At 68.6% G+C, this 21,317-nt stretch carries 24 protein-coding genes; 10 read left to right on the forward strand and 14 right to left on the reverse strand.

What is annotated here, in order from left to right; translation table 11 throughout:
- Positions 1-198: 198 nt before the first annotated feature.
- Positions 199-1,377: an ROK family protein gene (locus AC1MFL_RS13815; protein ID WP_479815465.1), complete on the reverse strand. Its 1,179-nt coding sequence runs from the start codon at positions 1,375-1,377 to the stop codon at positions 199-201.
- Positions 1,378-1,483: 106 nt separating this feature from the next.
- Between AC1MFL_RS13815 and AC1MFL_RS13820 the strand changes: the two genes are divergently transcribed.
- From AC1MFL_RS13820 to AC1MFL_RS13840, 5 genes are all read left to right on the forward strand, one after another.
- Positions 1,484-3,190: a glycoside hydrolase family 13 protein gene (locus tag AC1MFL_RS13820; protein WP_479810453.1), complete on the forward strand. Its 1,707-nt coding sequence runs from the start codon at positions 1,484-1,486 to the stop codon at positions 3,188-3,190.
- Positions 3,191-3,243: 53 nt separating this feature from the next.
- The gene (locus tag AC1MFL_RS13825) at positions 3,244-4,209 is read left to right on the forward strand and encodes an aldo/keto reductase (RefSeq protein WP_479815467.1); all 966 of its coding nucleotides are present in this window, start codon (positions 3,244-3,246) and stop codon (positions 4,207-4,209) included.
- A gap of 170 nt (positions 4,210-4,379) precedes the next feature.
- Positions 4,380-5,243 (forward strand): HpcH/HpaI aldolase/citrate lyase family protein, encoded by an 864-nt coding sequence (locus AC1MFL_RS13830; RefSeq protein ID WP_479810454.1) that lies wholly within the window; start codon positions 4,380-4,382, stop codon positions 5,241-5,243.
- A 24-nt stretch (positions 5,244-5,267) separates the two neighbouring features.
- Positions 5,268-6,254: a DUF2797 domain-containing protein gene (locus AC1MFL_RS13835; protein WP_479810455.1), complete on the forward strand. Its 987-nt coding sequence runs from the start codon at positions 5,268-5,270 to the stop codon at positions 6,252-6,254.
- A 128-nt stretch (positions 6,255-6,382) separates the two neighbouring features.
- Positions 6,383-6,607: a DUF3188 domain-containing protein gene (locus AC1MFL_RS13840; RefSeq protein ID WP_479810456.1), complete on the forward strand. Its 225-nt coding sequence runs from the start codon at positions 6,383-6,385 to the stop codon at positions 6,605-6,607.
- Here the strand turns inward: AC1MFL_RS13840 and AC1MFL_RS13845 are convergent.
- Together AC1MFL_RS13845 and AC1MFL_RS13850 are read right to left on the reverse strand one after the other, a co-directional pair.
- Entirely contained in the window at positions 6,597-8,258 is a 1,662-nt protein-coding gene (locus AC1MFL_RS13845; protein WP_479810457.1) for a SulP family inorganic anion transporter, read from the reverse strand. The two genes, AC1MFL_RS13840 and AC1MFL_RS13845, sit on opposite strands and share 11 nt — an antisense overlap.
- On the reverse strand, positions 8,255-8,632 hold the full coding sequence (locus AC1MFL_RS13850) for an ArsR/SmtB family transcription factor (protein ID WP_226760464.1): 378 nt from the start codon (positions 8,630-8,632) through the stop codon (positions 8,255-8,257). Before AC1MFL_RS13850 ends, AC1MFL_RS13845 begins: the two co-directional genes overlap by 4 nt.
- 168 nt (positions 8,633-8,800) lie before the next feature.
- Between AC1MFL_RS13850 and AC1MFL_RS13855 the strand changes: the two genes are divergently transcribed.
- The 4 genes from AC1MFL_RS13855 to AC1MFL_RS13870 are packed head-to-tail and all read left to right on the forward strand — an operon-like array spanning position 8,801 to position 12,139.
- Positions 8,801-9,286: an FAS1-like dehydratase domain-containing protein gene (locus tag AC1MFL_RS13855; protein WP_479810458.1), complete on the forward strand. Its 486-nt coding sequence runs from the start codon at positions 8,801-8,803 to the stop codon at positions 9,284-9,286.
- A 2-nt stretch (positions 9,287-9,288) separates the two neighbouring features.
- Positions 9,289-9,726, forward strand: coding sequence for a MaoC family dehydratase (locus AC1MFL_RS13860; protein ID WP_479810459.1), 438 nt, complete (start codon positions 9,289-9,291; stop codon positions 9,724-9,726).
- Between the two features lie 15 nt (positions 9,727-9,741).
- Positions 9,742-11,019 carry an MFS transporter gene (locus AC1MFL_RS13865; RefSeq protein WP_479810460.1) on the forward strand — a complete coding sequence of 426 codons (1,278 nt, stop codon included), beginning with the start codon at positions 9,742-9,744 and terminating at the stop codon, positions 11,017-11,019.
- A gap of 52 nt (positions 11,020-11,071) precedes the next feature.
- Positions 11,072-12,139, forward strand: a complete 1,068-nt coding sequence (locus tag AC1MFL_RS13870) for a UDP-N-acetylmuramate dehydrogenase (RefSeq protein WP_479810461.1) — start codon at positions 11,072-11,074, stop codon at positions 12,137-12,139.
- Positions 12,140-12,151: 12 nt separating this feature from the next.
- Here AC1MFL_RS13870 and AC1MFL_RS13875 read toward each other — a convergent pair whose 3' ends face one another.
- Positions 12,152-12,631, reverse strand: coding sequence for a hypothetical protein (locus AC1MFL_RS13875; protein ID WP_479810462.1), 480 nt, complete (start codon positions 12,629-12,631; stop codon positions 12,152-12,154).
- Positions 12,632-12,700: 69 nt separating this feature from the next.
- Here AC1MFL_RS13875 and AC1MFL_RS13880 point away from each other — a divergent pair, with 69 nt between their 5' ends.
- Complete coding sequence (locus tag AC1MFL_RS13880; RefSeq protein WP_479810463.1) at positions 12,701-13,807, forward strand: winged helix DNA-binding domain-containing protein; 1,107 nt, start codon at positions 12,701-12,703, stop codon at positions 13,805-13,807.
- A gap of 39 nt (positions 13,808-13,846) precedes the next feature.
- Here the strand turns inward: AC1MFL_RS13880 and asd are convergent, their stop codons facing one another.
- The 10 genes from asd to AC1MFL_RS13930 all read right to left on the reverse strand — a co-directional run bounded on the left by asd (position 13,847) and on the right by AC1MFL_RS13930 (position 21,309).
- Complete coding sequence (gene asd / locus AC1MFL_RS13885) at positions 13,847-14,989, reverse strand: aspartate-semialdehyde dehydrogenase (protein WP_479810464.1); 1,143 nt, start codon at positions 14,987-14,989, stop codon at positions 13,847-13,849.
- 52 nt (positions 14,990-15,041) lie between these two features.
- A complete protein-coding gene (locus tag AC1MFL_RS13890; protein ID WP_479810465.1) occupies positions 15,042-15,260 on the reverse strand; it encodes a hypothetical protein in 219 nt (72 codons plus the stop codon).
- Positions 15,261-15,518: 258 nt separating this feature from the next.
- Positions 15,519-15,920: a hypothetical protein gene (locus tag AC1MFL_RS13895; protein ID WP_301226844.1), complete on the reverse strand. Its 402-nt coding sequence runs from the start codon at positions 15,918-15,920 to the stop codon at positions 15,519-15,521.
- A gap of 412 nt (positions 15,921-16,332) precedes the next feature.
- The gene (locus AC1MFL_RS13900) at positions 16,333-16,986 is read right to left on the reverse strand and encodes a hypothetical protein (protein WP_479810466.1); all 654 of its coding nucleotides are present in this window, start codon (positions 16,984-16,986) and stop codon (positions 16,333-16,335) included.
- A 9-nt stretch (positions 16,987-16,995) separates the two neighbouring features.
- Positions 16,996-18,081 carry a WXG100 family type VII secretion target gene (locus tag AC1MFL_RS13905; RefSeq protein WP_479810467.1) on the reverse strand — a complete coding sequence of 362 codons (1,086 nt, stop codon included), beginning with the start codon at positions 18,079-18,081 and terminating at the stop codon, positions 16,996-16,998.
- 148 nt (positions 18,082-18,229) lie between these two features.
- A complete protein-coding gene (locus AC1MFL_RS13910) occupies positions 18,230-18,634 on the reverse strand; it encodes a hypothetical protein (RefSeq protein ID WP_479810468.1) in 405 nt (134 codons plus the stop codon).
- On the reverse strand, positions 18,631-18,864 hold the full coding sequence (locus AC1MFL_RS13915; RefSeq protein WP_479810469.1) for an NF038396 family protein: 234 nt from the start codon (positions 18,862-18,864) through the stop codon (positions 18,631-18,633). Before AC1MFL_RS13915 ends, AC1MFL_RS13910 begins: the two co-directional genes overlap by 4 nt.
- Positions 18,865-18,868: 4 nt before the next feature.
- Entirely contained in the window at positions 18,869-19,456 is a 588-nt protein-coding gene (locus AC1MFL_RS13920; protein WP_479810470.1) for a dihydrofolate reductase, read from the reverse strand.
- Positions 19,453-20,256: a thymidylate synthase gene (locus AC1MFL_RS13925; RefSeq protein ID WP_479810471.1), complete on the reverse strand. Its 804-nt coding sequence runs from the start codon at positions 20,254-20,256 to the stop codon at positions 19,453-19,455. Before AC1MFL_RS13925 ends, AC1MFL_RS13920 begins: the two co-directional genes overlap by 4 nt.
- Positions 20,257-20,331: 75 nt before the next feature.
- Positions 20,332-21,309 (reverse strand): NUDIX hydrolase, encoded by a 978-nt coding sequence (locus AC1MFL_RS13930; protein ID WP_479810472.1) that lies wholly within the window; start codon positions 21,307-21,309, stop codon positions 20,332-20,334.
- Positions 21,310-21,317: the final 8 nt, after the last annotated feature.

Below are 21,317 nucleotides of genomic sequence, written 5' to 3' on the forward strand. Positions count from 1 at the left end.
GCCGTCAGACCCGGCAATCTGCAAGGAACTTTCGTCTTAGGTAGCAAATCGTTGCAGAATCTTGAGCAAAGCCTGCGCGCTACGGCCACCGGCCCCAGCCGCCAGCCCCGCCACCAGCAGCCCCGCCACCAGCAGCCCCGCCACCAGCAGCCCCGCCACCACCAGCCCCGCCACCAGCAGCCCCGCCGAATCCCGGTCCTACCGCCCGAGTTCCAGCTCGAGGGCGTTCGCCTCGACGTAGTCCAAGGCGTGCCGGATGGCGCCAACGGTGACGACCGCGTCGCCCAGCGGCGAGACCGTCACCCGCGGCGGCGTCGCCGTGAAACGGGGAAGCAGGGCAGTGATGCCGGGCAGCAGCGCCCCCGCCGATTCCGCCACGGCGCCGCCGATCACCACCTGTTCCGGGTTGATGAAGCTCGCCACGGAGGCGATGACCCGTGCCATCCGTTCCGAGAGGCGGTCGAGGATGGCCAGCGCTGCGGGGTCCCCGGCGGCGGCATCCTCGAAGACACGCCGGGCGCTGGCCTCGCCGCCGCCGGCAGGCCCGCCGCCGGCCGCGGACCACTGCCTGGCCAGGGTGGCGATGCCGTCGCTGGAGCCCACGCCCTGCACCAGGTCCAGGTACCCCATTTCCCCGGCCGCGCCGCCGCGGCCGTGCAGCAGCCGCCCGGACTCCATCACCCCTGCACCCAGCCGTTCACCGGCCAGCAGCACCACGAGGTCATCGACGCCGGCGCCGGAACCGCGCCAGCGTTCGCCCAGGGCGGCAAGGTTCGCGTCGTTCTCCAGCAGCACCGTCCAACCGTGCAGCTCCTTCAGCGCCGAGCGGAGCCCGACGTCGAACAGGCTCCAGAAGTGCTGGCTGACCAGCACCTTGCCGTCGCGGTCCACGGGTGCGGCGATGCCGGCCCCCACGGCGAGGACACTGGCCGGGCCGGTCCCGGCGGCGGCCAGCGCCCGGCGGCAGGCACGGTCGACGACGTCGATCCGCTCCTCCGCGGGGATGTCGGCGGCCCGGAAGCTTTCGCTGGAGCGTCCGAGGACGGTGCCGCGGAGGTCCGCGACGGCGGCGGTGGTGGTGGCCGCGCCGATGTCCAGGCCGAGGACGAACCCTGCCCGCGAGTTCAGCTCGAAGCGCCGGGCCGGCCGACCCTTGCGCGGGCTGCCGGGCTGGTCCTCATCGCGGGCGTCCAGTTCGCGGATCCAGCCGCGCCGGATCAGGTCCTCACAGACGGCAATAACGGACGCCCGTGTCAGCCCGGTCCGGGCCATCAGCTCGGTGCCGGTGGCGATTTCCGTGCCCCGGATGACGCCGAGCACCGACTGGGCGTTCACCCGGCGCAGCAGCTGGGGAGTGGCGGCGGCGGCGTGCGGCATCGGAATATTGACCTCCCCGTCGGTCCGGACCCATAATTGTTCAGGCAATATATTTAGCTTGTATCTAAATTACCAGAACCCAGTTCCGAACCCCGGAGGATCCCCCTTGTCCAACACCGCCACGCTGGCAACCCTGTCCGGTTCCGATCTCGCCGCCGACCCCAACTGGTGGCGCCAGGCCTCTGTGTACCAGATCTACCCGCGCAGCTTCTACGACTCCAACGGTGACGGCCTCGGCGACATCAAGGGCATCACGGCCAAGGTCCCGTACCTGTTGGGACTCGGGATCGACGCCGTCTGGCTCAGTCCCTTCTACCCCTCGGCCCTCGCTGACGGCGGCTACGACGTCGACGACTACCGCGACGTGGACCCCAAGCTCGGAACGCTGGCGGACTTCGATGAGATGTCCGCCGCCCTGCATGCCGCCGGCATCAAGCTGATCGCCGACATCGTGCCGAACCACTCCTCAAACCGGCACATCTGGTTCCAGGAGGCGCTTGCGTCCCCCCGCGGCTCCGACGCCCGCGAGCGGTACATCTTCCGGGACGGCAAGGGCGAAAACGGTGAGATCCCGCCCTCGGACTGGGAGTCCGTCTTCGGCGGCCCGGCCTGGGAACGCATCACCGAGCCGGACGGCACCCCCGGCCAGTGGTACATGCACATCTTTGCCAAGGAACAGCCGGACCTGAACTGGTCCAGCCGCGAAATCCGCGACGATTTCCTCAAGACCCTGCGCTTCTGGTCCGACCGCGGCGTGGACGGCTTCCGGGTCGACGTGGCGCACGCCCTGACCAAGGACCTCACCGAGCCGCTGCTGTCCAAGGTCGAGCTCAGCCCGGCAGGCTCCGGCGCTGACGGCCACGACGACGGCTCGCACCCGTTCTGGGACCGCGACGAGGTCCATGAGATCTACGTCGAATGGCGCGAGGTCTTCAACGAATACACCCCGCCGCGCACCGCCGTCGCCGAAGCGTGGGTCCATGCCAGCCGCCGCGGCCGCTACGCAAGCCCGCAGGGCCTGGGCCAGGCCTTCAACTTCGACCTGCTGCAGGCGGACTTCGACGCCGAGGAATTCCGCGAAATCATTACCCGTAACCTAGCCGAGGCCACCGAGTCCGGCGCCTCCTCCACCTGGGTGTTCTCCAACCACGACGTCGTCCGGCACGCCACGCGCTACGGCCTGCCCCAGGGCGGCGGCCGGCATGCCAAGGGCCAGGACGGCAAGGGCTGGCTGCTGGCCGGCGCACCGGCCGAGGAGCTCGACGTCGAGCTCGGGCTGCGCCGTGCCCGCGCTGCCACCCAGCTGATGCTGGCGCTGCCGGGCTCCGCGTACCTTTACCAGGGCGAGGAGCTCGGCCTCCAGGAGGTCGCGGAGATCCCCGACGCCGACCGCCAGGACCCGACGTTCTTCCGCAACAAGGGCGTCGAAATTGGCCGCGACGGCTGCCGCGTCCCGCTGCCCTGGACCGCCGAGGGCACCTCCTTCGGGTTCGGCGACGGCGCGGCGCACCTGCCGCAGCCGGCATGGTTCAGCCGCTACGCCGTCGCGGCCGAGGACGGGGTCGAGGGTTCCACCCTGGAGTTCTACCGCCGGGCGCTGAAGCTGCGCCGCAAACTGCAGACCTCCGAAGAACTGCAATGGCACCCCACCGCGAGCCCGGCAGTGCTGCACTTCAGCCGCCCGGGTGGCTGGCAGACCGTGACCAACTTCGGTGACGAACCCGTAGAGCTCCCCGCCGGAGAGGTGCTGCTCAGCAGTGCTCCGCTCGAGAAGAACCTCCTGCCGGGCAGCACCACCGTCTGGCTGCGGTGAACCGGCCGGAGGCCAGTGAGACGGCCAGCGGGCTGGCCGAACAGCCGGCCGAACTGCCTGCCGAACAGCCGGCCCCGGGCCAGGAGCTGATTTATGGCTGCATGGGCCTGGGCGGCAGCTGGTCCCCGGAGCCGTACTCGTCCGCGCACGTGGACGAGGCGGCTGCCGCCGTCGACGCCGCCCTCGAGACCGGCATCACGCTGTTCGACCATGCCGACATCTACCGTGGCGGCAAGTCCGAGGCGGTGTTCGGCGAGGTGCTGGCCCGGACCCCGGGTCTGCGCGAACGCATCCGGCTGCAGACCAAGGTGGGCATCCGGCTCAACGAACAGGGCCTGGAGACGTATTACGACCTGAGCGGGGATGCCATCCTGGCCCGGGTCAACGAAAGCCTCGCCCGGCTCCGCACGGACTACGTGGACGTCTTGATGCTGCACCGCCCCGATCCGCTGCTGGACCCCGCTGAGGTTGCCTCCGCCGTCGGGCGGCTGATGGCGGAGGGCAAGGTCCGGGCGCTGGGGGTGTCCAACATGTCCGGGCCGCAGATCGAGGTGCTGCAGGACCGGCTCGGGACGCCGGTGGTCGCCAACCAGCTGGAGATGAGCCTGTCCCGGCGCGCCTGGCTGGAAAGCACGGTGCTCGTCAACCATGCCGAGGGCACGGACTACAGCTTCCCGCACGGCACGGTGGAGCACTGTGTCCGGCACGGGATCACCCTGCAGGCCTACGGTTCCCTGGCACGGGGCCTCTACACCGGGGCACCGGCCGCGGCGCCGTCGGCCGCGGAGGAGGCAACCGCCGCCCTGGTGGCGCAGCTGGCCGCGGAGAAGAAGACCACCGGGGAGGCGGTCCTGCTGGGCTGGCTGATGAAGCACCCGGCCCGAATCGCGCCCGTGATCGGCACCGCCAACCCCGACCGCATCCGCGCCTGCGCCGACGCGGCAGAGGTCGCCGCCGGCATGACCCGGGCCCAGTGGTACCGGCTCTGGGTCACAGCGCGCGGCAGCAACATCCCCTAACAGCCCCCGCCGCACCCCACCCGGGCAGTCCGCAGTTGAGGCCGTTCTGAGCCCCGAGAGAGGCCTCAACTGCGAGCCAACCGGGCAAGGGCGTGATTTTGGTCGTATTGGTCACCCCCAGGGGCCGGAATACTTCGCGGGGAACACCCCTGAACAGTTAGCGTAGATACATGACTTCCACCACCACCGCCGGGATCGTCCGGCCCCAACGCAGCATCCCAGCCGAAATCGCCCGATCCTGGCTGCTGGTCAACGCCATGAAACCTGAGCTCTTCGATCAGTCGGCCGCGTCCCGCGCGGACGCCGTCATCCTGGATATTGAGGACGCGGTGGACCCCTCGCAGAAGGACGCCGCCCGCGCCAACGTCGTGGACTGGCTGACCGCCGGCGGCAGCGCCTGGGTCCGGATCAATGACGCCACCAGCCCCTTCTGGGCCGATGACCTCGCCGGGCTCCGCGGCACCCCGGGCCTGCTCGGCGTAATGCTCGCCAAGACCGAGTCCGCGGACCAGGTCACTGAGAGTTTCCACCGCATGGACGGCAAGACGCCGGTCATCGCGCTCGTCGAGTCCGCCGTGGGCATCGAGGAAGCCAACAACATCGCCAAGGCCCAGGGCGCCTTCCGGCTGGCCTTCGGCTCGGGCGACTTCCGCCGCGACACCGGCATGGCGGCCACCCCCGAGGCCATGGCGTACCCGCGGGCCAAGCTCGTGGTCGCCAGCCGCGTCGGGAACCTGCCGGGCCCCATCGACGGCCCCACCGTCGGCACCAACCACCCGATCCTGCGCGAGCAGACCGGCATCACCGTGATGATGGGCATGACCGGCAAGCTCTGCCTGGCGATCGACCAGACCCCGGTCATCAACGAGGTCATCAGCCCGACGCCGTCCGACGTCGCCTGGGCCACGGACTTCATGGCCGATTTCGAGGCCAGCGGCCGCGTCATCCGCGACGGCTCCGACCTGCCCCGCCTGGGCCGCGCCGAGAAGATCATGAAGCTCGCGGTAGCCTTCGGGGTGCAGCCGGCGCTCTAGCCGGCCGCGAACCAAGGAGACCCCGTGACCGATACCCGCTATCTGGTCCACGGGGTCTTTTGGGATGCCGCACCGGCCGCGCCGGCCTCACCGGCCACAACCGCCGCACCGGCCGCACCGGCCGCATTGCCGGACCCGGACGGCGGGCGCCCGGCATTGCGCCTGCAGGACCCTGACGGCGGCTTCACCGAACTTCCGCTCGACGCCGGGACCCGGCTGGGCTTCCGGCTCGCCGCCGACGGGAAGCACTGCCTCGGGCACCACAAGGTGCACGGCCCTGCCGACCGCGACCACGTCCTTTGCCCGGCACGGGCACGGGCCGTGAAAGGCAGCCAGTGCGAGCGGTGCTTCGTGGTGGACGATTCGCGGCTCATCCACGACTTCCACCGCGGCGGCCATGTGCCGCCCGGGCTGCGGGCCTACCTGATGCAGCCGCACTGGCTCTACATCGCCACCTTCGCCAACGGCGCCAGCAAGGTGGGAACTGCCGCGAACCTGCGGAAATGGAAGAGGCTCGCTGAACAGGGCGCCGTCGTCGCCCGTTATGTCGCCCGGGCCGCCGACGGCCGCGTCGTCAGGATCCTCGAGGACCTGGTGACCCGCGACGCCGGTGTTCCCCAGCAGATCCGCTCGGCCGCCAAGGCCTCGGCCCTGACCGGGCCGGCTCCCGCGGACGAACTGGACGCCCGGAACAGCCGGCTGGCCGGCGGTGTCCGCGGGCTGCTGGCCGGCGCCGGGGGCGGCGGCTTCCAGGTCCTGGATGAGCGGTGGCTGCGGCCGGGGCTCTCGGACGCCGCCTGCGCACCGGCTGTCCGGCACGCCTACCCGCATGAGCTCAGTTCGGGCGCCCACGGGTTCCGGATCGACTCGCTGAGCGGCAGCGTCGCGCTGGCCCGGCTCGACGGCGCCGACCTCGAGTTCGTCGTCAACCTCGCCCAGCTGAAGGCGCGGACCGTCAACCTCGGCGACTACGGAAGCGACGTCCCGGCAGTCCAGGAAGCCCTCTTCTGACGCTGAAACTGACCCGAGACGCGCAGAATACCGGACGCGCCCGTATTCCCGCGTCGCCAGGCAATGTGAGTGGCGCCAGGAATGCTGCGGCTCGCGGTGTTGCCGGCGGTCCCCAGTAGACTGGCACGGTGCTGAAAGAATTCTGGGAAACCGCGTCAACCACCTACAAGGCGCTGGTTTTCAGCGCGATGGGGCTGCTCGCCGTCGGCATTACCCTGAACCTTGTGGGGAACACCTCCGGCAACCAGGACCTGGCGGTCGCCTCCCTCGCCGTGATCGGCCTGGGGCTGATCCTGCACATCGCTGGGATTGTGGTCCGCGGCCAGACGATCCGGAAGAACCTCAAGCGTTAGCCGCGGCGTTCCGGAGCACGTGGCTGCGGGCATGCTCCACGGCCTCGGGCAGGGATGAGAACAGGTGCTTGTGGTGCCGCAGCGAGCGGATCACCCCGACGTTGGTCACCAGCTCGAGGTGCTCCGGCTGGACGCCTTTCAGCAGGACCGTCACGCCGCGCAGCTCCAGCGCCGCGATGACCTCCACCAGCGTGTGGGCCCCCGTGGCGTCGAGCATCCGCACCTGCGAGAGCCGGATGATGGCCACCTGGATGTCCTTGACCTGGCTGATTTCCTGCAGCACGCGTTCCGCGGCGCCGAAGAACATGGCGCCGTCGAGCCGGAAGATCGCGATGTGCTCGTCCCCCTCCCGGTGCGGCCCGGGAACCTCCTCGCGCTTCACCCCGCTGAGCGAGGCGAACTTGCGCAGCGTAAAGAGGGCCGCGGCGACAAGCCCGATCTCGATTGCCACGATCAGGTCGAAGGCCACGGTGATCAGGGCCGTCAGGACGAACACAAAGGCGTCGGCGCGGGTGGAGCGCATGATGGCGCCGACCGTGTGCCTGGATACCATGCGGACGGCCGTGACCATCAGGATCCCGGCCAGGACCGCGAGCGGGATCCTCCCGACCAGTCCGACCGCCAGATAGATGATGGCCAGCAGCACGAGCGCGTGGACAATCGCGGACAGCCGGGTCTTGGCGCCGGAGCGGACGTTGACCGCTGTCCGGGCGATGGCGCCGGTGGCCGGCATGCCGCCGAAGAACCCTGCCGCGACGGAGGCGAGCCCCTGCCCCGTGAGTTCCCGGTCCGGGCTGTAGGCCCCGGAGGGCCTCCCGTCAGGGCCCACCATCCCGGCCGCCACCCGTGCGGAAAGGAGCGATTCGATGGCGGCCAGCATCGCGATGGACACCGCGGGCATCAGCAGCCCGCCCAGCGCCGCCGGAGCGAGGGACGGCATCGACGGTGCAGACAGGGAATGCGGCAGCTCACCGATCCGGGGGATCTCCAGCTGGAGCAGCTCGGCGGCCACGGTGGCCAGCAGGACCGCGATCAGGCTCGCGGGCAGGGCCTTGTTCAGCTTCGGGAGCAGGACCATTACGGCGGCCACGCCGGCCACGACGCCGAGCGTCTGGAAAACGGCGGGCGCGGTGGCCTGGGAGGCGCTCTCGATGGCGGCCAGCAGGGTGTTGTGGCCCGGTATCCCCGTGGTGCCGGTGGCCATCGGGACCTGCTGGAGGAAGATGATCGCGGCGATGCCGAGGGTGAAGCCCTCCACGACCGGCCACGGGATGAAGGCCACCGCCCGGCCCAGCCCGCTGATGCCCAGGATAATCACCAGCAGCCCCGCCATCAGGGAGACCAGGGCGATGCTGCCAACGCCATGGATGGCGACGACAGGGGCCAGGACGACGACCATCGCGCCGGTCGGGCCGGAGACCTGCACGTGCGAGCCGCCCATGACCGCGGCCACGAGGCCGGCGACGACGGCGGTGATGAGTCCGGCTTCGGCGCCGACGCCGGAACTCACGCCGAAGGCCAGCGCCAGCGGCAGGGCCACGATCCCCACGGTGATCCCGGACAGCAGGTCCGTCTTCCAGGACGAGCGCAGGCCGTCATAGTCACGCCGGGACGGCAGGAACCGGCTGAGGTGCCCCAGTGCCGCGCTCATGAAACGGAATCCTTCAGGTGTTCGCTGGGCAGTTCCTGCGCGAGTCTGAGCCGGTCGTTGGAATCGGCCAGGCTGTCGAGGAGGAAGGTCCGGGCGATGGCCAGCAATTCAGCGATTTTCGGGTGGGCCAGCCGGTAGGTCACCGTATTGGCGGAGCGGGTCGAGGTCACCACCCCGTGCCGGCGCAGGGTGGCGAGGTGCTGGGACAGGTGGGACGCTTCGAGGCCCGTCTCGGCCAGCAGATAGCTGACGGGTGCTGCATTATCCGGCGCGGCGGACAGCAGTTCGAGCACCCGGATCCGCGCCGGGTGGGCGAGGGCCTTGAACAGGTTCGCCTTGATCTCGTATAAAGGGGTTTGCGCTGCCGAAATCATCGCTGCCCGTGCTTCCTGGCCCTGCGGTCCCTCGACCGGCCATGAGTTGATGGATTGATGTTTCCATCATACCGCATCCCGGAATGCTGTTCAGAATCCCTGTCAGCATTCCATTCACGGGCCCGTCATCGGCGCAGCTGCCCGGAGGCCTGACGCTAGGCTGGAACCATGACTATCAATCCGGATCTGCAGGGGCGCAGCTACCCTGCCAAAGAGGTGTACGACGTCGGCCGCGAGAAAATCCGCGAGTTCGCCCGCGCCGTCAAGGCCACCCATCCCGCCCACTTCGAGGTGGATGCGGCCAGGGCCCTGGGCCACAGCGACCTCGTGGCGCCGCCGACCTTCGCCATCATCGTCGCCCAGCGGGCCGACGCCCAGCTGATCGAGGACCCGGACGCCGGCATCGACTTCTCCCGCGTGGTCCACGCCGACCAGCGGTTCATCCACCACCGGCCCATCATCGCCGGGGACCGGCTGGTTGCCGAACTGCACGTCGACGGCGTCCGTGCGATGGGCGGGGGAGCCATGATCACCACCCGCTCGGAAATCTTCGCCCTGGCCGCCGGTGCCACCGAGGGTGAGGCCCGCGACGAGGCCCGCGAGGCCGTCGCCACCGCCACCTCGTCCATCCTGGTCCGCGGAGAGGGACAGTAGACATGACACCCACACTTTCGGAACTCGCAGTCGGCCAGGACATCGGCAGCCGCAACATCAGCGTCACCCGCACGGACCTGGTCAGGTACGCCGGTGCCTCCGGCGACTTCAACCCCATCCACTGGAATGAGGCCTTCGCAACCGGCGTGGGACTGCCCGGTGTGATCGCGCACGGCATGTTCACCATGGGCTCCGCCGTCCAGCTCGTGACCGACTGGGCCGGGGACCCCGCCGCCGTCGTCGATTTCCAGACCCGCTTCACCAAACCGGTCCCGGTGTCCGACACCACTGGGACCGCCGAGGCTGGCGCCGTGATTGAGGTCAGCGGCGCCATCGGAGCGCTCGACGCCGCGGCCGGCACCGCCCGGGTGGACCTGACCGTCATCTCCGGCGGCCAGAAAGTGCTGATGAAGGCCCAGGCCGTCGTCAGGCTGGCGTAGCCGGATGGCGTTGCCGTGAAGCTGCGCACCGGCCAGGCCGTGGAGGTCACGCAGTGGCGTAACGCCGTGGTGGCCGCCTACGCAGTCAGCGGCATCGCGTTCGCCACCTGGGTGTCCCGGCTCCCGGCCATCCGCGACGGGCTGGACCTGACTCCGGCGAACGTCGGGCTGCTGTTGCTGTGCATGACCCTGGGCTCCTTCGTCTCGGTCTCCGCGTCGGGACTGATCGTGCTGCGCTTCGGCTCCAAGCAGACTATCCGGATCGGCAGCATCATGGTGGGCGCCGGGCTGGTCCTGGCCGGCATTGGAACCACCGTCCTGGCCAACCCGCCCGCCGTCGCCGCGGGGCTGGCCGTGATCGGCCTCGGCACGGCCAGCTGGAACACGGCCTCCAACGTCGAGGGCGCGGCGGTGGAACGCGCCGTCGGCCGGCACATCATGCCCCGGCTGCATGGATCGTTCAGCCTCGGGACCGTTGCCGGCGCCGGGGCGGGAGCCTGGGCCGCCGGAGCCGGCGTCCCCGTCTTCTGGCATTTCGCCGCGGTGGGGCTGCTCGTCGCCGGTTCCGTGGCCACCGTCGCTGCCTGGTTCCGTGCGGATATCACCCCGGTGGACGCCGGACCGGGTTTCACGCCTGCCCGGCCCGATACCTTCGAGGACCCCTCCACCGGGCCCATTCCGGTCATCCTGCCGGGCATGGACCCGCCCGAGGCCCCGCTGGACAACAAGCGCCAGATCGCCCTGGCCTGGCGGGACCGCCGCACGCTCCTGCTGGGGGTGCTCGTGCTGGGGCTGGCCCTCGCCGAGGGGGCAGCGGGGGACTGGGTGGCCCTGGCGCTCGCCGACGGCCACGGACAGTCCGACGCCGCGGGCGCCGCCGGGTACGGCCTCTTCGTCACGTTCATGACCGTGGGACGCTTCGCCGGGACCGTGGTCCTGGACCGCTTCGGCCGCGTCCCGGTGATGCGCTGGTGCGCGGCCCTGGCCGTGCTGGGACTGGGCCTTTTCGTCTTCGCGCCGGTGCCGTGGGTGGCCTACGCCGCCCTCGCCGTCTGGGGGCTGGGCGCGTCGCTGGGCTTCCCGGTGGGCATGTCCGCCGCCGCCGACGACCCGGCCAAGGCCGCCGCCCGGGTCTCCGTGGTCTCCACGATCGGCTATGGCGCATTCCTCTGCGGGCCGCCGCTGCTGGGCCTGCTGGCGGAGCACGTCGGCATCCTGCACTCCCTGCTGGCCGTGATGGTGATGCTGGTGGTCAGCTTCCTGCTTTCCCCGGTGGCCCGGAAAGTCAGCTGACCGGCAGGGCGCTGCTTAGGGTAGTGCGGTGTTCCCCGGCTAGGCTGGTCGGGTGACCCAGACACTGCTTTCCGCCCTGACCACGGCCGCCGTCGGCGGCCCCGCCGGCAACTTCATCGAGGCCCGCACCGAGGCCGAGATCATCGAGGCCGTCCGCTCAGCGGACGCTGCCGGTGAGCCCCTGCTGATCATCGGCGGCGGCTCCAACCTGCTGGTGTCCGACGACGGGTTCCCCGGCACCGTGCTGAAGATCGCCTCGGAAGGGTTCACCGTCAACGCGGAGGACTCCTGTGGCGGCGTCGCCGTTGTGGTCCAGGCGGGCCACAACTGGGACGCCCTGGTGGAGCACGCCGTGCGGCATGCCTGGTCCGGGATCGAGGCGCTCTCCGGCATCCCGGGCTCCACGGGCGCCACCCCGGTCCAAAACGTCGGTGCCTACGGCTCGGACGTTTCCCAGACCATCGCCGCCGTGCGGACCTGGGACCGGGAACGCAACGCCGTGCAGACCTTCACGAACTCGGAACTCAAGTTCGGCTACCGCGATTCGATCCTCAAACAGACCACCGTCAACGGCTCCCCGCGCTACGTTGTGCTCACGGTCGAGTTCCAGCTGCCGCTGGGCCGGATGAGCGCGCCCATCCGCTACGCCGAACTGGCCCGCGCCCTGGGCGTCGAGGCCGGCCGGCGGGCCTACGCCAACGATGTCCGGCGGGAGGTCCTCCGGCTCCGGGCGTCCAAGGGCATGGTGTGGGACGCGGCGGACCGGGACACCTATTCCACCGGCTCCTTCTTCACGAACCCGATCGTGCCAGCAGCCGCGGCCGCCGGACTGCCGGACGATGCGCCGCGCTACCCGGGAGGCGCGGACGGCCTGACCAAGCTCTCGGCGGCCTGGCTGATCGACCAGGCCGGCTACGGCAAGGGTTTCGGGCTTGAGCCGGACAGCGTCTCCGGCGGCCGGGCCTCGCTGTCCACCAAGCACACCCTGGCCATCACCAACCGGGGGGCAGCCAGCGCTGCGGACCTGCTGGCGATCGCGCGCGAGGTGCGCCGCGGCGTCGTCGAACGCTTCGGCATTGAACTGCACCCGGAACCGCTGCTCATCGGCGTGGAGCTCTAGGAAAGCGGCCGGTCAGTTCCTGCCGCGGCGCGGAACCACCCTGCTGAACAGCATGAAGGTGAATCCGGACGCGGCGGCGCCGAGGAAGAAGACCTGGCAAAACGCCACGGACTGCTCGCTGGGCCCGCTGAGGAGCAGGAATCCGGCCAGGGCGAAGACGACCGCCCCCGCCAGCAGGGCCACGGAGCCGAGCAGCAAACTCTGCACGGTGTCGGGGAGCTCCCCGGGTTCCAGTCTGTCCGGTGATGCACCGTCGTCCCGCACGGGGGAGCGCGGCTGCACCGATGTGGCCGTGATGAAGCTGGTCACCGCCACGGCCATGGACACCACGGCCACGAGCTGCAGGGTGCTCATCACGGGCGAGAGCCGCGTTCCGCTGGCGATGGCAATGGCGAGCCCCGCGGCCATGCCGGCAGCGCTGGAAGCCCAGCCCAGCAGGGCCAGCCTTCTGCTCAGGGGCCGCAGCAGCGGCCACATCTCGCTCATGGTCATCCCTCAAGCGTAAGGAGTCCGGCTGGAAGGCGGCTGGGAACCGCCCGTCCGGCGTCCTAGCATGGGTGCATGAGCTCTACGGCGCGTCCCCGGCTCAGCCGTGCGATCCTGGGCCGGTTGCGGCTGGCCTCCCAGGGCCTGGCCGGGTCCGGATTCCGCAGCGTCGCGGGTGCGGTGCGCTGGATGACGGCGATGCAGGCGCAGGATCTGGGGGCAGCCCTCTGGGCTGTCGGGCTCCGGGTGCCGGGCTCCCGCGTGGGGGACGTCCGCAGCGCCCTCAACCGGGGTGAAATAGTGCGCTCCTGGCCGATGCGCGGGACCCTGCACCTGATGGCACCCGAGGACCTGAAATGGATGCTGGCCATTACCTCCGATCGGCTGATCCGCGGCCTGGCCGGGCGCCACCGGGAGCTCGGCATCTCCGCCGCGGACGTTGACGCCGCGGCCGGGACCGCGCTGGAGCTGGTCTCCGGCGGGGCGGCGGCCAGCCGGGCCGAGCTGTTCCAGGCGTTCGAACGGGCAGGCCAGTCCACGGCCGGCCAGCGCGGCATCCACCTGCTGGGGATCCTGTGCCAGCGGGCCTGGCTGGTGCAGGGGCCGATGGCCGGCAACCAGCAGCTGGTGGTGGCCTTCGACGACTGGATCACCGAATCGCGGACCCTGGACCGCGGGGCGGGCATCGCCGAGTGGCTGCTGCGCTACCTGCGCAGCCACGGTCCCGCCACCGAGCGTGACTTTGCCTGGTGGTCCGGCATTCCCCTGACGGAGGTCCGCGCCGCCCTGGCCGAAGTGAAGGACCAGCTGGTGAAGGTGGCGTTCGAGGGGACCAGCTACTGGCTCTCCCCGGAGACGGCGGCGCTGCTCGACGAAGGCGTCCCCGCAGCGCGCCTGGTGCTGGCACTGCCCGGCTTCGATGAGTTCGTGCTCGGCTACACGGACCGGTCGCTCGTGCTGCCGTCCGGGCATGCGGACAGGATCGTGCCTGGCGGCAATGGCGTCTTCCGGAGGACGATTGTTGCCGGCGGCCAGATCCTCGGCACCTGGGACGTCACCCGCAACGGCGGGGCCGCCGTCGTCGTCCCCAAGCCCTTTGACGAGATTAACGGGCTGCGGCCTGCCGCCCAAAAGTCTTTTGAGCTGCAGGCCGCGAAGTACCGGAGATTCCTCGGCACCTGAACCAGGGCGGTGGCGTCCGGTGCGGAAGCTGCTGAGGTCCTAGAGGTTGCCGGTCGCGATGTTCAGCATGCGGCGCAGCGGCTCGGCCGCACCCCACAGCAGCTGGTCGCCGACGGTGAACGCGCTGATGTACTGCGGGCCCATTTCCAGCTTGCGGATGCGGCCCACGGGGATGTCCAGGGTGCCGGATGCCGCCACCGGGGTGAGCTGGGACATGGAGGCGTCCTTGGAGTTGGGCACCACCTTGGCCCACTCATTGTCCGCGTCCAGCAGCTTCTCGATCTCGGCGACGGAAAGGTCTTCGCGGAGCTTGAGGGTGAGCGCCTGGGAGTGCGAGCGCATCGCGCCGATCCGGATGCACAGCCCGTCCATGATGATGTGCTGATCGCCGGAGGTGCCGAGGATCTTGTTCGTCTCCACCCCGGCCTTCCACTCTTCCTTGGACTGGCCGTTGCCGAGGTCCGCATCGATCCAGGGGATCAGCGATCCGGCCAGCGGGACGCCGAACTGGGTGGCATCGATGTCGGTGCGCTGGTGGGCCAGGACCCTGCGGTCAATGTCCAGGATGGCCGACGCCGGGTCGTCCAGTTCCGAGCTGACCTGGGCGTTGAGCGTGCCGAACTGGCTCAGCAGTTCACGCATGTGCCGGGCGCCTCCGCCGGAGGCAGCCTGATAGGTCATGGACGTGCCCCATTCGACAAGGCCGTTCTTGAACAGCCCGCCGAGGCCCATCAGCATGCAGGAGACGGTGCAGTTGCCGCCGATGTAGTCCTTGGTGCCGTTGGCAAGGCCCTTGTCGATGACGTCGCGGTTGATCGGGTCCAGCACGATGATCGAATCGTCGTTCATCCGCAGGGTGGAGGCGGCATCGATCCAGAGGCCGTCCCAGCCGCGGCTGCGCAGCTCCTTGTGGACCTGCTTCGTGTAGTCGCCGCCCTGGGCGGTGACGATGATCGGCAGCTTCGCCAGGGCATCGACGTCGAACGCGTCCTCGAGCTTGCCGGCGTCGCCGCCGGCAGGACCAGCGAACGCCGGGGCTGCACCTCCCGCGTTGGAGGTGGAGAAAAATACCGGGTTGATGTTGGCGAAGTCGCCCTCGTCCTGCATGCGCTGCATCAGGACGGAACCGACCATGCCACGCCAACCGACCAGTCCAACGGACGGAGTAGCTGCTGTAGTCATTGGGCCAGTTTAGACTTTGTTGGCTCCGGGGCGCAGCCGGTTACGTCACGGCTCAGTCCAACTGCCGCGGACTGGGATCCGGGATGCCCCGCTCCCGGCGGATTTTTCGCGCCCGGAATTCGGACATGGCCAGCCGTACGGCGTAGGCTGCCCCGGCGATCCCGCCGGCAGTCAGCGCGCGTGCTCCCCACAACGGGTCCTGGCCGGTGTAGCTGTGCAGCCTACCGCCGTCAGTAGTCCTGGCCAGCAGGCGCTTCCCGCCGTCGGCCAAGGCCTGTTCGTGTCTGGCCCTGGTCTACTCGTCTGCGTGGCGGCGCGCTGCGTAAAGGTCCATCATTCTCCTGGAAAAGGGTGGGTGCTGTCCTGGAAGTTCTCGCGCGTGACGGGGATCCCGGCAGGGTTCTCCTGGAACCATCGGCGTGCCTGATCGTCGGTAACAGCGAAGCGCGGTTGGGCAGGCTTTTCAGGCTCCGCTCCGGTGCCGAAGTGCCACGGGCGGGACAGGGCGGAACGGCGGGTTGTGGTCGGGTTACTCAACGGGCCTCGGGAGGTTGCGGGCTTTGCGCAGCTTTTCGGCTTTGCGCTCGGATAAATAACTGGCCCAGCCGAAGTACAGCGGGTAGAGGATGAGCAGGTACATCCACCAGATCTCGCCCAGAATCTCCCATTGATCGGTGATGCCCATTTGGACCAGTCCGTAAAGCATGCCGCCGAATGCGATGGTGATCAGGACGGCGAGGAACAGCAGGCCGGCCGATGAATTCGTGGGTGCGATGATGCCAAGACCATCGTCCTTGCGGACACCGTATTCCTCGGCCGTGTAGGCGACTATCTCGCCGTTCTCCGCGAGTCGGTGGACCACCCGCGCTTCCGGCGGTTGGTAGGGGATGTAGCCCGGTTCCTGGGGCACGTCCCGGCTACGCCTGGCCACGGGACTCCTCGAGGCCGTGCACGCTATTCAACGGGCCGTGCCAGGTTGCGGGCCGCGCGCAGCTTTTCGGCATTGCGCTCGGAGAAGTAGCTGGCCCAAGCGAAAACAAAAGGATAAATGCACGCGGGAAACACCCACCACACCCGGCCCGCTATGTCCCACACGTCCTGGATGATCACTTGGACGACGAAGTAGACCAGACCCCCCCATCCCTGCCGACAGCAGGATTGCCAGGAACAGCAGACCCCCGGATGAGTTCACGGGTTCGATGATGCCCAGACCGTCGTCCTTGCGGGCACCGTATTCCTCGGTCGTGTACGCGACCACCTCGCCGTTCTCTGCCCGGCGGTGGATGACCCGCGCCTCCGTCGGCTGGTACGGCACATAGCCGGGCTCCTGAGGGACGTCCCGGCTACGCCTCGCCACGGCACTCCTGGATGGCGCGCAGCAGTCCGGCGTCGTCCAGCCCTTCGGTTTCAGCGACCTCGTCGGTGGCGAAGTCGGGGATGCCAGTGGCCCAGGAGTTCTCGCCCCGGCGGATCAACAGGTGCTTCTCAGCGTCGAGGGTCTTGAAGACGAGGTACGCTGTGCCCCCGGGATTCTGCTCAACGTGCCGGCGCACCACGCGGAGGGTGGCCTCGGCTGAACTGATAGAGGGATCCTGCGCGAAGACGAACCACGTCCCCAGCACCCGCGGTTGCAGCATCAGCGCGACCTCCGGCGCCTCAAGCAGTACCACGTTGTCCATGCTGTCCTCCGTGAGCAACGAAAGTTCGGTCCAGCGCGTTGCGTGTCCGAAGGCCGTTGCGACGGCGGCGGCCACCCCCTTCACGCCGAGGTCGCCGTCGTCGTCGACGGTGGCCAGATCCCGAGCCATCAAGGACGACGCCCCGGCTGTGGACAGGGTGCCGTCGTTCACGAGTTCCTCGGCGCGGAAGACGCCGACCGAACGATCCCGCGCGGGACCTTCGAAAACGTTGAGCAGGTAGGCGAATTCGCCCACTCCGAAGCCGATCACGTCGACGCCGAGCCGGGGCTCCTGGTGGGCCTCACTCTGAATAGTCATGTATATCTCCTAATCCCCGAAGCTGAAGAACTTGGCCACGGATTCTCCTGCATTTTTCACGGTATCAGCGGCGTCGTTGACGAACTTGCCGGGATCCTTGACGGCGTTGGAGATACCCTCTCCGACGTTCTTGCCCACACTGCTGATCGTGTCCCAGTTTTCGTAGATGGCGACCCCGACGCTGGCGACCTGGCAGACGGTTCCGGCCGGAGGCGGCAGGAAGCAGCCGATGCCGAGCCCGGCTTTAAGCGCGCTGCCAACGCCGCCCTTGATGTCCCCGTCCGCGAAGCTTTGCACCGAGTCGTAGGTGCTAAAGCCCACTCCGGCCCAGCCGAGTCCGCGCGCCAGACCCGATTTCCCGAGCCATTCCATCTTGGACCCGGCTCCGATCCAGGCCTTTTCCTCCAGCAGCGGCCTGAGCTTGGACAGCGGTCCGCCGAACTGGTGCAGGTTCTTCAGGGAGACAATGTCCGAGGCTTTGTCGATCCGGGAGAGGAGTCGGTTTGCTTTGCCCGTGTCCTTGAGCAGCCCTTCCAGGGCGCGGTTGCCAGCGGTCGTCTGCCCCAGGTGCCGGCTGTCGAAAGCCGGTCCGCCCAGGCGGTGGTGACCTCTGGTCAGCATGGTCTGGGCCAGTTCCGCCCGCTGGTTTTTCAGGACCCAGCCGTACTGTCCGACGTGCTTGGCCAGCGTCAGTGGCGCCTTGATGTTCTTCTGGACTCCCATCGCGGCGCGGAACCCGCCGACAACGGCTGCTCCGCCGACAACGGCCAAGTTGCCGCCCGCGCTGCCGAGGGCGCCGGGGCCGCCGCCGGCTCCGGTGGCCGCGTTGCTGGCTTTCTCCTGCTGCTCGGCGTGGGTCAGCAGGCGCTTGGACTCCGCCTTGAGTGCCAGTGCAGTCTTTTGGATCAGGGCGCGGTGGCTGCCGTTCCACTCGGAGGTGAAGCGCGCGCCGTCGGCACCCTTCCAGACGGTGTTGTTGTTGATGGCCGACGTCAGCGTGGTCGACTGTTGTAGCAGCGTCTCGGACGTCTTGCCGAATTGTTGTGCGAGTGTGCGCAACTGGGCGACGTCGGCGCCCCACAAGTTTCCTGCCATAGCGGATCCCCCTATCCGTGCATCAGCCTAACCGGCTGCGGCCGGGATCTGGTGCATTCCGGCGTGCGTACCTAACCGGCACCAATGTAGCCGGAACCGCCGTGACCGGCGATGGGGTGTTCTCCCCCATCGCATTGCGCCAGCCCGCCTAGTCCCGGACTATTGAACGGCGGGTAGGGTGCTGAAGTGTCTTCCCGCTGGCGCGTCGAAGGCGGACGGCCTTGCGTTCCTTGACGTAGTACGCCCACGAGACGGGCACCGTGAAGAGGACGATGGCGAAGGCAATGATCAATTCCACCCAGTCCGTAACCTTGTCGTCGATCAACAGCCCGACGCCACCTACAACTACCACGCCGGAGAACAGTGAGATCAGGACGGCGAGAAACAGCAGGCCCCCGGCCGAATTGATCGGTTCCACCCCACTCCCCACCGAGCCTTTGTAGACGCCGTACTCCTCAACGGTGAGTCCCTGCTTCGCGGCTTCCAGTTCGATCTGGCGCTTGTAGAAGCCCTTGCGCCGGGGCGGGCGTCCGTTCTCCGGAGCGTCACTCAACGTGCGCCGTCGCCGGCGCCGCCCTGCTCCGCAAGCAGCGCATGCTTGCGCTTCCGGAGGGCGAAAAACGCCCCGAAGGCAAAGGCCTGGGTCACCACCACGAGCACGATTGCGCCGAGGATCTTGTCGCCGCCCAGGATCATGGTCAGCCCCACGATCGCGGAGAGCAGTGCCAGCAGCGGCAGCAGCATATAGCCCAGGACAAAGAGGGTCTCGGATTTGGTAGGCATTCCCTTAGCCCTCCGCCCGGTGCCAGACGTTGATGCGGTAGCGGGTGCCGTTTTCCGCTGTCTGCCAGCCGTCGGCCGGCAGGCTCGCGCCCATGGTCCAGTCGTAGCCGAGGTCCGGGGCGAAGGTGTCGCCCTCGGTGGTGGTGTCGATCGTGGTGATAACGGCGACGTTGGCGAGGTCCATGGACTGTGCATAGATGTTGCCGCCGCCGATGATCCAGACCATTTCGTTGCCGGAGGCAAACTGGGACTCCAGGAGGGCATCGTCCAGGGACTTGACCGCGACGGCGCCCTCCGCGATGGGAGTCTCACCCCAGCCTTCCTGGCGGGTTATCACAATGTTTGTCCGCCCGGGCAGGGGGCGGTATTTGTCGGGGAAGGACTCCCAGGTCTTGCGGCCCATGATCACGGGGTGTCCGGTGGTGAGCCGGGTGAAGTGCACCATGTCCTCGGGAAGGCGCCACGGCATGCCGCCGTCCTTGCCGATGACACCGGTGCTGGTTTGGGCCCAGACGACGCCGAGCCCGGTGAGGGCGCCCAGCGTGGCGGTAAAATCATCGGGCTGCGCGCCCGGCATTTTGTCGTTGCTCATACGGCTATCGGGGCCTTAATCGTCGGGTGGTGCTGGTATCCGACCACTTCGAAGTCATCGAGGGTGTAGTCGAAGATGGAGTCCGGCTTGCGGGTGATCTTGAGCTGCGGGTAATCATAGGGGGTCCGGGCAAGCTGCTTGAGGACCTGGTCCATGTGGTTGTCGTAGATGTGGACGTCGCCGCCGGTCCAGACGAATTCGCCGGGTTCCAGGCCGGTCTGCTGGGCGACCATGCAGGTCAGCAGCGCGTAGGAGGCGATGTTGAACGGCACGCCCAGGAAGGTGTCCGCGGAGCGCTGGTAGAGCTGGCACGAGAGCTTGCCGTCGGCGACGTAGAACTGGAAGAACGCGTGGCACGGCGGGAGGGCCATGTCCTTGAGTTCGGCCACGTTCCAGGCCGAGACGATGTGCCGGCGGGAATCCGGGTTGGACTTGAGGTTCTCGATGAGTTCGGCGATCTGGTCAATGTGGCCGCCGTCGGGGGTCGGCCAGGAACGCCACTGGACGCCGTAGACCGGGCCGAGTTCGCCGTCGGCGTCGGCCCATTCGTTCCAGATGGTGACACCCTGGTCCTGCATCCACTTCACGTTCGTGTCGCCGCGGAGGAACCACAGCAGTTCCACGGCGACGGACTTGAAGTGCACCCGCTTGGTGGTGATCAGGGGGAAACTCTTGCTCAGATCGAAACGCATCTGGCGGCCGAAGACACTCAGGGTGCCTGTCCCGGTCCGGTCCGATTTGTGCGTGCCGTGGTCCAGGACATCGCGCAGCAGGTCTTCATAGGGCGTTGGAATGCTCACCGTCCCAGTCTACTGAGAACTCCGGCCCGGGCCTTATTCGTCTTGCTGGCTGAGCAGCCCGGAGGGCCAGGGACCTCAGTCGTCGAAGGGCCTGAACCGCTCCACCGCGACGACTTTGTCCTTGCTGTGGTGCGCCACATGGCACACGATGATCTCGCCGGGAGCAAGGAACGGATCGGTGTCGGGCAGCACCGCGCGCAGCCGGGAACCCATGTGCTTTCCCAGCTGGTCGAACACGGTGGGGAGGGCGGGGCGGTGCGTGCAAAGCGCGACGGCCCGCTGCTTGTCGAAGAGGGCCTCGACGGCGGCGGCCGTCTTGTGCGGATGGCGGCCGTGCCGGTGCTCCGTGAGGGCCTCGTTCAGCTTTACCTTCGCGTCGGACGCCTTGGCGTAGGGGGCGATGGTGGCCACGCACCTGAGCCAGGGGCTGGAGACGACGCGCATGGGTTTCCACGCCTGCAGCAGCCGCCCCACTGCCTGCGCCTGCCGCATCCCGGTGGCAGCCAGGGGCCGGTCCCCTTCGGCTTTGGACCAGGAGGAGCGTGGCTTGGCCTTGGCATGGCGCACGATCACCAGCGGCCACGTTTTCAATTCGCCGCGGGCGTGGGCGGCATCCAGATGCTCCAGCGGTGCCACGTCGCTCGGGTTGCTCAGCAGTCGGGCGGCCTTCTCCGGCGAGCACCACATGACGCTGTCCACCTCCTTGCCGTCCGGCACGAGCGGGGCGCCGCCGACGTCGACCGCCCAGTAATGGACCACTTTCAGGCCCGCGGGGACGTGGTAGTGGATGGCGGGCAGCGGGATGCCCAGCGGCGCCTTCAGCCCGATCTCTTCTTCGACCTCGCGGGAGGCGCACTCGGGCACCGTCTCGCCGGGGTCGATCTTTCCTTTGGGCCATGACCAGTCGTCATACCTTGGACGGTGGATGAGCAGGACCTCAAGCTTGCCCTTGTCGCCCGGGGCGACGCGCCACGGCAAGGCGCCCGCAGCCACCACGGCAATCTCTTCGCCGAGATGGTCTGTCTGGTCGGCAACCAGTGCATCGCTACTCAATGACAGAG

The organism is Arthrobacter sp. BG3 (assembly GCF_056680185.1).